This is a genomic window from Pantoea sp. GL120224-02 (assembly GCF_900215395.1).
Taxonomy (GTDB): Bacteria; Pseudomonadota; Gammaproteobacteria; order Enterobacterales; family Enterobacteriaceae; genus Pantoea; species Pantoea communis.
On sequence record NZ_OBEC01000001.1, the window covers coordinates 832,894 to 848,403 of the forward strand.

A 15,510-nucleotide genomic window follows, 5' to 3' on the forward strand; every position below is an offset into this window, starting at 1 on the left:
CCTTAAGTTTGCGCTAACGCAATCTGCCATCCGAGATATTTCCTTAAACTGCCTTCTTCGCAGGTTACACATCGCTTCAACGAAGGAGGAATAAGGTGAAAACAATCTTTGTCACCGGTACCGACACTGCGGTGGGTAAAACCGTCGTGTCACGCGCGCTTCTGCAGTGTTTCGCCAAAGCGGGTCTCTGTGCAGCAGGCTACAAACCTGTTGCTAAAAGTGCACAGCACACGCCAGACGGATTGCGTAATAAAGATGCTTTGCTGCTGCAGCAGGCATCGGGGCTTGAACTGCCTTACCAGGCGGTGAATCCCATCACCCTGGAAGAAGATGAAATCAGCACCAGCGCATCCGTGCGAATGGATTATCCGTTGCTGAGCCGCAGCCTTGAGCAGTTACAAAGCCGCGCCGCGCGGGTGGTGGTGGAGGGAACTGGCGGCTGGCGCAGTCTGATGAATGATCTGCAGCCGTTGTCCAGTTGGGTTCAACAGGAACAACTGCCGGTCGTCATGGTGGTGGGCATTAAGGAAGGTTGCATTAGTCATGCTTTACTGACCGCTGATGCCGTTGCTCGTGATGGGCTGTCTTTGGTGGGCTGGGTCGCCAACCGGATTAACCCAGGATTGGCTCATTACGCTGAAATCATTGATGTTCTGCGTGAAAAGCTAGGCGCACCGCTGCTCGGTGAGTTGCCTTATCTGCCGCGTGCCGAGCAGCGTGAGCTGAGTGGTTATCTGAACATTTCCCTGCTGGATGAGGCATTAATGCACGTTGATAGTGCACAGCCTGCGGCCTGATGAAACGAAGTGATGCAAATGATCGGTGGCTGAATCTAAGGTTTCGGGTTCAGCATCCGAGATCGCTCTGCTTAAATCAGCTTATAATCATGCGGTTATAAATTTTTTACTCAATGTGAGTGCCAATGGCGTGAATCATGCATCAGCCATGCTGATGAATATTCTGCCGGAGCACACACATGTCGCACTCCCCTAAAGGTTTATTGTATGGGCTTGATGCCCGTATTGGTCCTGTTCCCGCCTTTTTCGCTGCGTTGCAGCACGTCCTTGCCAGCGTGGTAGGGATCATTACACCGCCACTGATTATTGGCTCAATCCTCGGATTGCAGACTTACATTCCGTATCTGATCAGCATGTCTTTGCTGGTTTCCGGTTTAGGGACATTTCTGCAGGCGCGTCGCTTTATGGGGATTGGGGCGGGCATGATTTGCCTGCAAGGCACCAGCTTTGCTTTTCTCGGCGTCATCTTATCTGGCGGTTTGATGGTGAAAGCGCAGGGCGGTTCACCGGAAGCAATCATGGCGATGATCATGGGCTGTAACTTTGTGGCCGCGTTTATCCCCATGTTGATCAGCCGTTGCGTAGCGCCGTTGCGGAAAGTGCTGACGCCGGTGGTGACCGGCACGGTGATTACCTTGATCGGCATCAGCCTGATTAAAGTGAGCATCACCGATTGGGCTGGCGGCCATAACGCCACTGACTTTGGTGCGCCAGGAAATCTGGCGCTGGGCGCGCTGACGCTGCTGGTGATTATTGTGCTTAACCGTTCCCAGAATCGCTGGATGCGCCTTGTTGCGGTGGTAGCAGGTATCGCCGTGGGCTGTCTGGCGGCGGCACTGACCGGCCATCTGCCCATCAAACCGATGATGTCCAGCCACTTGCTGGTTTTGCCTTCATTTTTCCGCTTTGGTTTCGATTTTAGCTGGAGCATTTTCGTGCCGATTGCGCTGGTATCGGTGATTTGCGTGATTGAGGCGGTAGGGGATTTGACGGCGAATTGCCTGATTTCGCAGCAACCCATTGAGGGCGACGGTTTTCAACGTCGTTTGCAGGGTGGCATTTTGGCTGATGGGATTAGCTGTCTGTTCGCCGCGATGTTTTCGGCATTCCCTAATACTACCTTTGCGCAGAATAACGGTGTGATTCAGATGACCGGCGTGGCCAGCCGTTATGTTGGCATGGTGATTGGTGTGATGCTGTTGCTGTTAGGGGTGTTTCCGGTGATCGGCAATGTGCTGCAGCAAATCCCTGCGCCGGTACTTGGCGGCGCCACACTGGTGATGTTTGGCAGTGTGGTGGCGGCAGGCATTCGGGTGATGACGCAATCCCCGTTGGGACGCCGTGAGATGTTGATCGTCGCGGTGTCCTTTGGTATTGGCTTGGGTGTGGAAGCGGTACCCGAGGTGTTGAAGCAGTTGCCACCGTTGGTGAGTAATTTGTTTGGTCATGCGGTGACCACGGGGGGCATTCTGGCGATGCTGTTGAATATCGTGCTGCCATCGGAGCGGGGTGATGAGCGGGTTATCGGTGCGGTGGAGGAAAATCACTGATTTGAGTCTGTGGTTGCGTTGGGAGAGTTGGGGAGCTAAACCGCTGGCTGTGAGTTTGTGCGTACGTCGGAAGAGGTGGGGATTTAAACCACTGGCTGTAAGTCGGTGCGTACGTCGGAAGAGTTGGGGATCTAAACCACTGACTGTGAGTTGGTGCGTACGTCGGAAGAGGCGGCAGATCGTAAAGACGCCATAAACCATCCCTGGGGCTCGGCCCGCGCCATCCCTGGCGCAGGACGCTTTACTCCTCTGCCGCCTCTTCCAACGCTTTAGCTGTTGTGCGGTTTGTCTGGATTCAGGCTGCTGTGCGTCTTGTTAAGGATTCAGTCTGCGGCGCGTACGTCCTGAGCTGAGATAATCCGCGATATAGTCTTGCGAAATCTCACCGCTGTAGCGTCCTTCCTCATCGACGATCGGCATCCAGACGGTGTTGTGCTCATACAGCTTGGATAGCACCACGCGCAGATTCTCTTCAGCCTTACCCGTCACTTTGAAGGTATGCAGCATCTCCTCGCAGCGTCCGGCAGCATTACGTGCTTCGCGACGCTTCACAAATCCCAGCGGCTTGCCATCATTATCTACCACGGTGACCGATCGCATGTCGTTGTCATCCATGGTGGCGAACGCCTCCTGCAACGGCGTGCTGCGCTGCACGGTGATAGTTGGCTGTTGATCGGTGACGTCGCCCGCCTGCACCAGCAGCAGGCGTTTCAGCGTGCGGTCCTGTCCAACAAAAGAGCCGACAAAATCATTGGCCGGTTTTGCCAACAGCTCGTCGGGGCTAGCGCACTGTACGATTTTGCCCTGTCCAAACACCGCGATGCGGTCACCCAGTTTGAGTGCTTCATCAATATCATGGCTTACCAGCATTACGGTTTTCTTCAACTGGCGCTGCATTTCGAGAAACTCATTCTGAATCACTTCACGGTTGATTGGGTCGACAGCACCAAACGGTTCATCCATCAGCAGTACCGGTGGATCAGCAGCCAGCGCGCGGATCACGCCGATACGCTGCTGCTGACCGCCGGACATTTCTCGTGGATAGCGATTCAGGAATTTGCTGGGATCGAGCGCCACCATGCTCATTAACTCGGTAGCACGTTCGCGGCAGCGCTTTTTATCCCAGCCCAGCATGCGCGGCACCACGGTAATGTTTTCTTCGATGGTCATGTTGGGGAACAGACCAATCTGCTGAATTACGTAGCCGATATTTCGGCGCAGCGTCACAGTATCTTGTCCGCTGGTGTCTTCACCGTTGATCAAAATCTTTCCGCTGCTGGCTGGGATCAGACGGTTAATCATTTTCAGCGTGGTGGTTTTGCCACAGCCGGAAGGGCCGAGCAGCACGCACATCTCTCCGGCAGGTACTTCCAGGCTGACGTTGTCCACGGCGTTGAAGGCGGTGCCGTTTTTTTGTGTAAAGGTTTTCGTCAGGTTTTCCAGTTTTATCATTATCGAATCCCCTTAGGAGTCAGCGCCGACTGCAAACGGTGCAGTAGCCAATCAAGCACAATCGCTAATAAACAAATCATTAATGCACCGGCAATCAGCATGCGCACATCACTGCCGCTGATGCCATCCAGCAGTTGTAATCCCAATCCACCTGCGCCGATGACTGCGGCAATCGCCATTACGCCAACGTTCATGACAACCGCAGTACGGATACCGCCGAAGATTAACGGCAGCGCCATCGGAATTTCGACCCAGCGCAGGCGCTGCCAGAAAGTCATGCCTATGCCGCGACCGGCTTCACGCAGCCCTGGCGACAGGTTTTCCAGTGCGGTGTGGGTGTTACGCACAATCGGCAGTAGGGAGTAAAGGAATACCGCGCAGATAGCGGGCAGCGCACCAATACCCTGACCGATCATGGAAAACAGCGGAATCATCAGACCAAACAGCGCGATGGTTGGAATCGTCAGTACGATGGTGGCGATACCGAGCACTGGCGTCGCCAGCCATTTAAAGCGCACAATCAAAATGCCCAATGGCACGCCAACAATGATGGCGAATCCCACTGCAACCAGCACCAGCCAGGTATGCTGCCAGGTTAAGGCCATCAGGGTGTGCCAGTTACTCATGATGTAATGCAAAGTCTCCATGACGCCTCCTTACAGCATGTTTTTCGATTGCAGGAAATCACGCGCCACCTGCTGCGGTGACTGATGATCGATATCAACACGTTTGTTCATCTCGGTGATCGCTTCGTCGGTGATCAGCGGTGAGAGTTGATTGAGGGCCGCATCCAGCCCCGGATGGCTTTTCAACACATCCAGACGTACGACTGGCGTGACGTTGTAACTTGGGAAGAAATGCTTATCATCTTCCAGCACCTTGAGTTCAAAGCCTTTTACTCGGCCATCGGTGGTATAAATCAAGCCCGCATCGACAAAACCATCACGTACCGCGTTGTACACCAATCCCGGGTCCATCTGGCGAATCTGCGGGCGATCTAGCGGCATGTCGTAGGCTTTCTGCAACGGCTTCAGGCCATCGGAACGGCCGGAGAACTCTAAGTCGAGCCCGAGTTTCCAGTTGTGGTCGGGGTCGGTTTTGCGCACCTGTTCCAGTTTGGCAACGAGCTGTGACATGGTGCTGATGCCTTCTTTATCGGCGCGTGCACGCTGCATGGCAAATGCATAAGTGTTGTTCATTGGCGCGGGATCGAGCCACACCAGGCCCAGTTTGGCATCGAGTTGTTTAACGGTTTTATAAGCCTCTTCAGATGACATCGGTTTGTTGATGTGGTTAAAGATGATCAGCGAGGTACCGGTGTACTCCCAGGTCATATCGATTTGCTTGTTGATCATCGCATTACGACCAATCGTGGTGGCGATATTGGTCTTAGGGACCACCTGAAAACCTTTCTTTTGCAGCCAGAGCACGGTCATGGCAGATAAAATATGCTGTTCGGTAAAGCTCTTGGTTGCCATCACAATCGGTGTTGCCGCGGCGGCGGATTGGCTGATGGCCAGTGTGGCGGCCAGTGCCAGCGCGGTGTGTTTCACCCAGCGCGTTAAGTTATGCGTTTTACCCATCACTTAGCTCCTTGTGTTAAGCCGCAGAGTGCGGGCTGAGGAAACGACCCAATGCTGCCAGCAGCAAATCGAGGATCAACGCAAACAGGGCGGTGGCCACGGCGCCGAGGATCAACGTAGGGAAGTCATTGAGGTAAATGCCGGGGAAAATCAGTTCGCCAAAACTGCTGGCACCAATCAGGAAGGCCAGCGGTGCCGTACCGACATTGATGGCGGTCGCAATCCGCACACCCGCCAGAATCACTGGCAAGGCATTGGGAATTTCTACCTGACGTAAACGCTGGAATTTGGTCATGCCGATGCCGTTGGCAGCTTCAATCAGTGACGGCGGTACGGCGCTTAATCCGGAATAGGTATTACGCACGATAGGTAACAATGAGGCGAGGAACAGGGCGATTAACGCAGGCCGATCGCCAATCCCGACAATGACCATGGCCAGTGCGAGAACAGCCAGCGGCGGCAAGGTATTCCCGACGTTAAAGATCTGCATCACATATTCAGCCCAACGACGAGCAAACGGGCGGCTGAGCAAAACCCCGCTCGGAATGCCAATCAGCAGGGCGAAAAACATTGACCAAAACACTAAAAACAGATGCTGCTGACCCAGATAAATTAAGTCTTCTTGCCGGTCGCGCAACGTATTCAACCCGATTCCCCAAACCAGCAGGGCAATCACCGCGACGATGGCCAGTAGTGCCAGCCCGGCTCTACTAACGAGCGATGCATTTTGCATGCGAAAGTCTCCCTGATTCGACAAATTGTTCGATCTTGTTATGTCATTTCACGGTTGAAGGCGTAGTGGAGAACAAACCACATACGAAAATCCTTCACGTTAATAAATTGCAGATAAAATGACTGTTAGATGGTGCTTTTCCAGCGAATAACTGGAAAGTGCTGTTAAAAGCTATAGCAATGCTTAGCGTATTGCGCCAGTTTTCACGGCAAAATCAGACAGATAGAAGAGCGGTTAAAACCTTCTTAACCCGCATGAAGTAAGGCATCATCTGACAATAAAAAAAATTCATCGAATTATGTGACATTGTCACATAATGGGCGCACGCAGAGGAAACTCGTCTGATGGAAAATCAGCTAGCCTTGAGAGAAAAAGGGAGACGTATGACTGAAACTGCAGAATTGAACACGGAACATCGCCACTGGATCCTTATCGCCTGCATGCTCGCCATGTTTATGGCCGCGATTGAAGTCACCATTGTGGCGACCGCGATGCCGACCATTATTGCTGAACTCGGCGGTTTCTCGCAGTTTGGCTGGGTCTTCTCTATCTATTTGCTGACTCAGGCGGTGAGCGTGCCACTGTATGGTCGGCTTGCTGATATGTGGGGGCGTAAACGACTCTTTTTCATTGGCGTCTCGCTGTTCCTGATCGGTTCGGTATTGTGCGGTTTTGCGCATACCATGACGTGGTTAATTCTGTTTCGCGCGTTTCAGGGGCTGGGGGCAGGCGCGATTATGCCGCTCACCAGTACCATTGTGGCCGACATCTACTCCCCGCGCGAACGTGCCCACGTGCAAGGCTGGCTCTCCAGCGTCTGGGGTGTCGCGGCTATTATTGGGCCGCTGAGTGGTGCCTGGCTGGTACAGCATTTTAGCTGGTCGGTGATTTTCTGGGTTAATGTGCCGATCGGTCTGTTTTCCATGCTGCTGTTAGCGCGTTTCTTACCGGCGCGTGAGCATCACAAAGGGGCGACGCTGAATCTTACCGGCAGCTGCTGGCTGATGATTTGCGTTACGGCACTGTTAGTGGCGCTGTTGCAGGCGGATGCCCTTGGTTACTGGTTACTGGCATTCCTGTTATTGGCACTGCTGGCGGGCTGGCAATTAAAACAGCATGAACAGCGTGCTGAAGCACCGCTGTTTCCTCTCGCCATCTGGCGCAGCCGTCTAATTCTGGCAGGCAATGCCGGTAATCTGATCATTGGTGCCACCATGATGGGCATCAGCGCGTTTCTGCCAACCTGGATTCAGGGTATTACTGGCGGTACACCGCTGCAGGCGGGGAGTGCGTTGGCGATGATGTCGATTGGCTGGCCGTTAGCCAGCACGCTGAGTGGCCGATTAATGCTGATCACTTCCTACCGTTTTACCGCGCAGCTGGGAGCCTTGTTATTGATTGCGGGTAGCGCGCTACTGCTGCTATTGCGTACCGACAGTTCAATCATGCAAGCGGGGCTGACTGCTTTTGTCATCGGCACCGGCATGGGCATGACCAGCACCACCTTCCTGGTGTCGGTGCAAAACCATGCGCACTACGACATTCGTGGCATTTGCACCGCGTCAATTATGTTTAGCCGCATGCTGGGTTCAGCGATTGGTACTGCGCTGATGGGGGCGGTGCTGAACTTCAATCTTGCGCAGCGTCTGCCACAGGCCAGTGATCCGATGCAGCAAATCATGTCACATGAAAGCCGTCAGTCACTGTCCGAAGCGACGTTGCATCAGTGGACCGGACAGATCGCTGCTTCGCTGCATTGGGTGTTTGTGGTGGCGTTAGTGATTGCGATGCTAACGTTGTGGATTGCGTGGTTGATGCCGCGTCAGCGCCCAGAGGCAGAATAGAAAAGGGCGGCCATCAGCCGCCCTTTCAGTATTACTGCGCGGGAGCATCCTGTGAACTGCCTGCGCTGGCCGGGACATTGCTTTCACTGTCTCGGCCGTTTTTCTTGTACACAATTTTCTGGCTGTCATTTTCGCAGTGACCCACTACCTGGCCGCCCGCTTGATCGGCCTGATCGTTAGGCACGATATCCAGCGTAAAGTCCGATTCGGCCACGCCGTTACTGACGATCTTCTTACTGATATCCGCTTTAACAGTTTCACAGGAAGCCTGCGCCAGCATCGGCAACGCCAGCATTGCCATCAACATCACTGCATTACGTTTTTTCATCACACTCTCCTTAGTTCTGAATTCTCTTGAAAACTATAGCAGCAACAGCGAATTAAGGGGCGATCGTACGGCCGGTACGACGATCAAGGCAGCGCAGAGTGTTCGGTTCCCAATACGCATTGACGTTATAGCTCTTCTCGCAGCTATCACGGGTGTCGAAAGCTTTATCGGTTTTATCGAACTCTTTCTCGACGCGCGTGTTGACCTTATTGCGCAGATTCTTCGTGTCGTTCCACTGTTCTTTGCTTTGACGCGCGGCTTCGTTGCTGGAAGCACTGTTGCCGTTCTCAATGATCAGGCGGTCGGTTTGGGCCGATGCCAGCGGTACAGTCAGCAGCGCGCCGCAGGTTAACGTCACAGTCAGCAGGAGAGAAAACAGGTTTTTCATAGTGATTTCCTTTAGTTAACACCAGCACAGCCAGAAACCCGGCTGTCACAACCATGAGGGCTATTATATCATCGCTGCAACTTTGCTCACCAGCGGTGAGCCTTTTGTTTAGGCGAGAGAGAGATTTTCTATGCTGGTGAAAACCACTTTACTGTTTTTTTTGACTGCGATTGCCGAAATTGTCGGCTGTTTTCTGCCGTGGCTGTGGCTGAAGAAGGGAATGACCGCGTGGCTTTTACTGCCTGCAGCGGCGAGTCTGGCGTTGTTTGTCTGGTTGCTGACGCTGCATCCGGCAGCAAGCGGTCGTGTGTACGCGGCTTACGGGGGTGTCTATGTGGTGACGGCGCTGATTTGGCTGCGCGTGGTGGATGGCGTCAAGCTCAGTACATGGGATTGGATTGGCGCGCTTGTAGCGTTTAGCGGCATGTTGATTATTGTCGCTGGTTGGGGCCGGGCGTAAGCGATGGGCGCAACCTGTGCGCCCGTGACAATATTCAGCCTTTATGCACTTTCAGACCCGCAAGCGTCTGGGAGACCGGCATGATTTCCAGCGTATTGATATTGACGTGTTTAGGCAGTGTCGTGACCCAATACACCGCTTCAGTGACATCTTCCGCTGTCAGCGCGGTGGTGCCTTCGTAAACGGCATCCGCACGCCCATCATCGCCTTTGAAGCGCACATTAGAAAACTCGGTGCCACCCACTAAGCCCGGCTCGATATCGGTGACGCGCAGCGCGGTACCGTGCAGATCGGTACGCAGATTGAGGCTGAACTGGCGCACGAATGCTTTGGTCGCGCCATAAACGTTGCCGCCCTGATAAGGCCAGCTGCCCGCGATGGAGCCGATGTTTACGATGTGACCGACATTGCGCTCCACCATGGCGGGCAGCACGGCACGCGTCATGTACACCAAACCTTTGTTGTTGGTGTCGATCATATTTTCCCAGTCTTCAATATTGGCTTTGTGCGCGGGCTCGATCCCTAATGCCAGACCGGCATTATTCACCAGCACGTCGATTTCACGCCACTCTGCGGGCAGCGCAGCGATAGCTTCATCGATAGCGGCGCGATTACGCACATCCAACTGAACGGTATAAAGGTTGGCACCCAACTCCTCTTTTAGCTCTTTCAGACGCTCTGCGCGGCGTCCGCTGGCAATCACTTTATGACCATTAGCGATGAAGCGACGGGTGATGCTCTCACCAAAACCGGCGGTGGCGCCAGTGACAAAAATAATCATCTCACTGTTCCTTAAACAATTGTACGTCAATGTTAACCAATTGATTTTAAATTTAAAAACCAACAATGAAACTCTACGAATTATGGGCGGGGGAAGCGAGATCATTTTGTGAGTGCCTGGTTGAGCAAATTTACCCGGCTGTAATCAGCTCTCCAATCCATAAACCGTATACATCATAAACCATCTATGCAGGCTCATGGTCTTTGTGCGTTGCGATAAATGTGGGATTAGCCGCTGTGGAGGGAATTTAACATGCGCAACAATCTGGCTTTGAGGAGGGCGGAGGCACGGGCACAGCGCTGCGTAACATGGGTCAATTCATGCTAACAGGTTGCATGCTTTGGTTGATTCAAGACATGCTGCTGCTTTTATGACTCACCGAGCCTGACGTGTGCTATCTGGCTGGCGGTGAGAGGTATTCAATTCATAACCGGATTCGGCCTGCTGTTTGCTCAGCGTTGCGAACGAAAGCGAACCTGGCATCGCGGTTTATCACCACGATACCAGGCGCCTGTTTGGCACAGTGAATCAGAAAGAACTCCAGTTATCCTCTGGGGAGCTTCCCGCTGTAGCCAGCGCTGTACGCGATTTTAGCGGAGAGAGAACCGGTTTTTTCACTTGGCTTTCAGCTTTGGGTATCACCGCATCAGCGCTCTCCATCAATTTAAACGTACTGACCAGTTCTGCCATTACGGCGGCCTGCTCGGACATGGACTGGGCTGCACTGGCTGACTCTTCAACCAACGCCGCATTCTGCTGCGTGGTGGTATCAATTTGCCCCATCGCGATATTGATTTGACCAATACCATCGCTTTGTTCGCGGCTGGCATGGGCAATTTCTTCAATCAGCTGCGTCATATTGTGGATATCAGACACAATACTGGTCATTCCCTGATCGGCTTTCACAACCAGCTCCCTGCCTGACGTCACGCGTGCAACCGTGTCATCAATTAGTGTTTTGATCTCGCGCGCGGCACCCGCGCTGCGCTGCGCCAGACTACGCACTTCGCTGGCAACCACCGCGAAGCCTCTTCCTGATTCTCCCGCTCGCGCAGCCTCAACAGCGGCATTCAGTGCCAAAATATTGGTCTGGAAAGCAATGCCGTCAATCACCTTAATAATTTCGGACATTTTCTGCGAATCGTTCGAGATTTCCTGTATGCGTGTCGAAACATCGTTCATTACGGCACCGTTGTCTCTGACCGCGGAGGCCACGCCACTAACAAACTGGCGCGCCTGCTCAGTATTACTGGCGGTATTGCTCAGCGTTGAAGTCAGCTCTTCTAACGTGGCGGCCGTTTCCTCCAGGCTTGCTGCCTGTTCATCGGTACGAGAGGCCAGATCATTGTTGCCACCGCTGATTTCACTGGAAGCAAGCGCGATGTTGTTGGCACCTTCACGCACGCGGAGCAGCACGCCCGAGAGTTTTTCAACAAAGCGGTTGAATGCCGCTGATATCTGCGCCAGCTCATCGCCGCCGCGCACTTCCAGGCGACGCGTCAGATCACCTTCCCCTGAAGCAACGTCTTCCAGGGCGTCGCGTAAAATGGCGAGGCGACGCAACTGCTGGTTGAACACCAGCCCGGCAATCAGCGCGGTAATAATCAGACTCACCAGGGTGATGAGGATGCTTTCCCGCTGTAATGTCGTCAGCGATGCCGTCACTTCATCACGATCAACGGCGATCACCAGTGACCACGGCGTCCCTTTTACCGGAGAGGCGTAAACGAACTGCTGTTCACCGCCGATGGTCAGTTCAGCATGCCCACCCTGACTGGCCAGATTTTGGATAACTTTGAGGTCGAGTGAAGGTGACAACTCAGTGACCGCCTTGAGAATAAGGTCAGACTTCGGCGCGGCAATCAATTTACCGCTGCTGTCCACCAGGAATGCAAAACTCTTCTCCAGTGGATGAATCGCATTCACCGTATTGGAGACGGTATCCAGGTGTAGATCGCTGCCGATCACACCCAATGTTTTTCCGTTATCGACAATCGGCTGAGCAAAAGTAATGGTCAGCTTGCCGGTTGAGGCATCAACATAGGGGTCCAGCAACACCGGATGGCCAGCTTTTACCGTTTCCAGATACCACGGACGCTGGCTGCCATCATAGGTGGCTGGCATAGGATGGACGAACACATGGGAATGAGGCTCAGGATAGACGATATAGGCATCATCAAACTCGCCAGCTTCGATCGCCGCACGCAGAAAAGGGACCGCATCGTCATGACGACCAAAAGCCGTTTTGATCGAACCGGTGATACGTTGTTTTTCTTCTGCCCAGCCAGCCAGTTCAGCCGCATGAACGCGGGAGAGCTGGCCAATGCGCTCATCAATGCTTTCAAGTGTCTTTCCACGCACGGTGGTGTAGGTAAAAGTGGCAAGTGCGATAAGAGATACTGCCGTGATGACCACGCTGATAGCGATTAAACGCGAGCGTATTGTTTTAAACATGTTTACCTTCCACCCAACTGGATCACATTAGAGGTTTGATTTTTCCAGAATGCGTCCTGCGTCACTGAAAATACGGAATACGTTCTCTGTTATCGGTAATCCCATCTAAAACTGTAGGGAACCGATTGCGCGGTGGAAGAGTATTAAGGCACTAAAAGGGAAGGGAGTCAGCGCGCCCGTCGTCCTGATAAAGATACGGGCACACTATACTTAACGAAGCGAGCGCTCAAATGCACTCGCTGATACCGCTTAACTTAACGCGACGAGGGACAGCTGATGCGAGTCGGTATAACGGTCAGTGGCCAATGGCATCGCGTCCTCATCAACCTGGAACTGCGTCACCGACTGCTGCAAATTCACCACCTGCTGTTGCAGTGAGCTGGCAGCGGTTGCCACTTCAGCCACCAGTGAGGCATTCTGTTGTGTTACACCATCCATCTGCTGTATAGCGATGTTGATCTGCGAGATGCCGCGCGTCTGCTCGCCGGAAGCCAGCATCACTTCATCCATGATATCGACCACTTTTTTCACATCGAGCATCACTTCATTCATGGTGACGCCAGCATCTTTAACCAGTCCTGAACCCTGCTCAATATTGCTGAGCGAGTCATTGATCATCAGGCCAATTTCCTTCGCGGCGGTGGCGCTGCGCTGAGCCAGCACTCGAACTTCCGAAGCGACCACAGCAAAACCGCGTCCCGCTTCTCCTGCACGCGCGGCTTCAACTGCTGCGTTCAAGGCCAGCAGGTTAGTCTGGAAGGCAATGCCGTCAATCACACCGACGATGTCGCCGATTTTTGCCGAGCTTTTCTCAATAGAACTCATGGTGGTGACCACTTCAGACACCACTGTTGCACCACGCGAAGCAGATTCTGAAGCCTTCTGCGACAATGCGTTAGCTTTGCGCGTGTTGTCCTCATTGTTTTTCACTGTCGCCATAATTTGCTCCATGCTGGATGCCGTCTCATCCAGTGAGGCCGCCTGTTGCTCAGTCCGGCTGGAGAGGTCGATGTTGCCCGTCGCGATTTCTTCAACGCCGGAGCCGATCGCATCGGTGCCACTGCGGACCATCAGCACCATGTTTGCCAGGCCATCGCGCATACGCTGTACCGCGGCAAACAATTGCGCAATTTCATTTTTACCGGAGATATCGATGCGCGCACGTAAGTCACCTTCGGCGATGCGATCAAACACGTTGATCACATGATTGAGCGGCTTAACGATAAGATTGGTCATCACCGACCAGGCCAGCGCGGCCAACACCAGCGCACAGGCGATACAAAAGTACAGCGTAAACGCCATATGCTGAACCCGATCGCTGGAGTCACTGTAGGCGACATCAATACTTTTAATTTTAAAGGCCACCAGCGCTTTAGAGGCTTTATCAAAGGCACCGTACAACGCCGTTGATTTCCCTGCACGCTGGCGGTATTCATCCAGTTTGCCTGCTTCGAGCGCGGCAAAAGCCGGATCGATAAACTCTTTCATCAGCGCATCGCGTGTGGTGGCCATTTCAGCCGCAATTGGCTTCTCTGCTGAGGATTGTGGATATTTCAGATATTCCTGCCATTTCGCACTGGCGTTATCTATTTTACCTCTGGCGCGCTCAAGCGCGACTTTGGCTTTTTCGGCATCGCCACTGCCCACCAGTGATTCATATAAACGCAAATCCAGTCGTCCACGTAATAAAAGTTCTGAGCTTTCATTGAGCGCCACCAGGCCCGGCAAAACTTCGGTATCAACGGTGGCAAAGGATTTATTGCCAGACTGTACGGCAAATAACCCTAAAATACCGACGAACAGCAATAATGCTGTTAATGAAAAAACCATGATGCTGAGGGCGGTGCGGATCTTTATTCTATGAAACATAACTATTCCCTGAGAACGTTTAATTGAAAAAGATGAAGGCGTAGTAACAATGATTTTTTTATTAAAAGGGGAAGTCATGAGTGTGACTTCCAGTAAACAGGCGGATTTAACCCAAATACTAAGGCTTAGCGGTCTCGGCTAAGAAGGTCTGCAGTTTTTTATTATAAAACTTTGCTTGCATCATAGTGCCATGACCGCTGGTTTCAGCACTGGCCGGAATGAGCAGTAACTCCGCTTTCTTTATCTTGGGCAATTCACTCTGCAAAATGCCGGTTTCAACCGGATTACGTTCATCATCTGCTGAATTAATGATCAGCATGGGTGCGGTAATACGGCTCAATCCAGGCATGGCATTATAATTTGCCGACGAACCCCAGATATAAATGAAGTCGTTGGCATCCGCGGTGACAGGCGCAGCAAGACGTGCATCCACCAGTTTATCCGCCAGTGCGCGCGTCGAAGCTTTATGTTGATAAGCTAGCGTACCGCCGGTGGTGGCAATACTGAACATGATATTGGCGGTTTTAAGCGTAGGGGGTTGCTGTTGATAGTTGCCTTCAGCTCAGGCAGGATCGCCTTTGATCGATTCAATCAGCATGCGGCGAAGCATCCAGTTGCGGCCCGATAACTCATTCGGCTGCGACGCCATCGGGACCAGTGCATCCATCATGCCGGGATATTTTTCACCCCACAGCCACGTCTGCATCCCGCCCATGGAATAGCCCATCACCAGGCGTAAATGCGAAATGCCCAAACCTTCTTTAATCAGCCGATATTGTGCTGTCACCATATCGTCGTAATCGTAATGCGGGAAGGCCATTCTCAAGCCATCAGAAGGTTTGGATGATTTTCCTGAACCAATGCCTTCCGGGATGATAATAAAATACTTGCTGGCATCCAGCGCCTGTCCCGGGCCAAATAACTCCCCGGCAAATCCCGGTGCCAGTAAGGCACTCAGAGGTTGATTGGTTCCGTGCAGTAATAATACCGCTGGTTTATTCTTATCACCTAAAGTAATGTAGTGAATGCGCACATCTTTTAATTTTTCACCGCTATTAAAGCTAAATTCTTTTGCGATCCAGTCAGCTTCTGTCGGCGTGGGTAATGAACTGGCTGCGTGCGTTAAGGGTGATACAGTTAACAGAATGGCACTGGCCACTCCTGATATCATGCGATTAAACATAAACGTCGCTCTTAAGTGATGATATTCCCTGGAAGGCTGATATTAGTTTTAATAGAGATAAATCCCAATTAATATCAACGGGGTTCAA

The 15,510-nt window shown here is 52.7% G+C and carries 13 protein-coding genes and 1 pseudogene; 4 read left to right on the forward strand and 10 right to left on the reverse strand.

Features of this window, described 5'->3' with window-relative positions:
- Window positions 1–95 precede the first annotated feature (95 nt).
- Together bioD and CRO33_RS03845 are read left to right on the forward strand one after the other, a co-directional pair.
- A complete protein-coding gene (bioD, locus tag CRO33_RS03840; RefSeq protein WP_097117092.1) occupies window positions 96–797 on the forward strand; it encodes a dethiobiotin synthase in 702 nt (233 codons plus the stop codon).
- A gap of 179 nt (window positions 798–976) precedes the next feature.
- On the forward strand, window positions 977–2,347 hold the full coding sequence (locus CRO33_RS03845) for a nucleobase:cation symporter-2 family protein (RefSeq protein WP_097117093.1): 1,371 nt from the start codon (window positions 977–979) through the stop codon (window positions 2,345–2,347).
- Window positions 2,348–2,662: 315 nt separating this feature from the next.
- Here CRO33_RS03845 and osmV read toward each other — a convergent pair whose 3' ends face one another.
- Genes osmV through osmY form a run of 4 tightly spaced genes read right to left on the reverse strand, consistent with a single transcriptional unit; the run spans window position 2,663 to window position 6,115 of the window.
- Entirely contained in the window at window positions 2,663–3,799 is a 1,137-nt protein-coding gene (gene osmV / locus CRO33_RS03850; RefSeq protein WP_097117094.1) for an osmoprotectant ABC transporter ATP-binding protein OsmV, read from the reverse strand.
- Window positions 3,799–4,446, reverse strand: coding sequence for an osmoprotectant ABC transporter permease OsmW (gene osmW, locus CRO33_RS03855; RefSeq protein ID WP_097117095.1), 648 nt, complete (start codon window positions 4,444–4,446; stop codon window positions 3,799–3,801). Before osmW ends, osmV begins: the two co-directional genes overlap by 1 nt.
- Window positions 4,447–4,455: 9 nt before the next feature.
- Window positions 4,456–5,382: a glycine betaine ABC transporter substrate-binding protein gene (locus CRO33_RS03860; protein ID WP_097117096.1), complete on the reverse strand. Its 927-nt coding sequence runs from the start codon at window positions 5,380–5,382 to the stop codon at window positions 4,456–4,458.
- A 16-nt stretch (window positions 5,383–5,398) separates the two neighbouring features.
- On the reverse strand, window positions 5,399–6,115 hold the full coding sequence (gene osmY, locus CRO33_RS03865; RefSeq protein WP_034823434.1) for an osmoprotectant ABC transporter permease OsmY: 717 nt from the start codon (window positions 6,113–6,115) through the stop codon (window positions 5,399–5,401).
- Window positions 6,116–6,498: 383 nt separating this feature from the next.
- On the opposite strand from osmY, the gene CRO33_RS03870 reads away from it, so the two are divergent.
- Window positions 6,499–7,959, forward strand: a complete 1,461-nt coding sequence (locus CRO33_RS03870; RefSeq protein WP_034823435.1) for an MDR family MFS transporter — start codon at window positions 6,499–6,501, stop codon at window positions 7,957–7,959.
- Between the two features lie 31 nt (window positions 7,960–7,990).
- On the opposite strand, the gene CRO33_RS03875 is transcribed toward CRO33_RS03870, so the two are convergent.
- Together CRO33_RS03875 and CRO33_RS03880 are read right to left on the reverse strand one after the other, a co-directional pair.
- Window positions 7,991–8,287 (reverse strand): DUF1161 domain-containing protein, encoded by a 297-nt coding sequence (locus CRO33_RS03875; protein WP_034823436.1) that lies wholly within the window; start codon window positions 8,285–8,287, stop codon window positions 7,991–7,993.
- Between the two features lie 52 nt (window positions 8,288–8,339).
- Window positions 8,340–8,675 carry a DUF1283 family protein gene (locus tag CRO33_RS03880; protein WP_097117097.1) on the reverse strand — a complete coding sequence of 112 codons (336 nt, stop codon included), beginning with the start codon at window positions 8,673–8,675 and terminating at the stop codon, window positions 8,340–8,342.
- Window positions 8,676–8,805: 130 nt separating this feature from the next.
- On the opposite strand from CRO33_RS03880, the gene CRO33_RS03885 reads away from it, so the two are divergent.
- Entirely contained in the window at window positions 8,806–9,135 is a 330-nt protein-coding gene (locus tag CRO33_RS03885; RefSeq protein ID WP_176505722.1) for a YnfA family protein, read from the forward strand.
- A gap of 34 nt (window positions 9,136–9,169) precedes the next feature.
- Here the strand turns inward: CRO33_RS03885 and ydfG are convergent, their stop codons facing one another.
- The 4 genes and pseudogenes from ydfG to CRO33_RS03905 form a co-directional block, all read right to left on the reverse strand.
- Window positions 9,170–9,916, reverse strand: a complete 747-nt coding sequence (gene ydfG / locus CRO33_RS03890; protein ID WP_097117098.1) for a bifunctional NADP-dependent 3-hydroxy acid dehydrogenase/3-hydroxypropionate dehydrogenase YdfG — start codon at window positions 9,914–9,916, stop codon at window positions 9,170–9,172.
- Between the two features lie 528 nt (window positions 9,917–10,444).
- Window positions 10,445–12,370, reverse strand: coding sequence for a methyl-accepting chemotaxis protein (locus CRO33_RS03895; RefSeq protein ID WP_097117099.1), 1,926 nt, complete (start codon window positions 12,368–12,370; stop codon window positions 10,445–10,447).
- Window positions 12,371–12,619: 249 nt separating this feature from the next.
- Window positions 12,620–14,239, reverse strand: a complete 1,620-nt coding sequence (locus CRO33_RS03900; RefSeq protein WP_097117100.1) for a methyl-accepting chemotaxis protein — start codon at window positions 14,237–14,239, stop codon at window positions 12,620–12,622.
- Window positions 14,240–14,357: 118 nt separating this feature from the next.
- Window positions 14,358–15,422 (reverse strand): annotated as a pseudogene (locus tag CRO33_RS03905) (alpha/beta fold hydrolase).
- Between the last annotated feature and the right edge of the window lie 88 nt (window positions 15,423–15,510).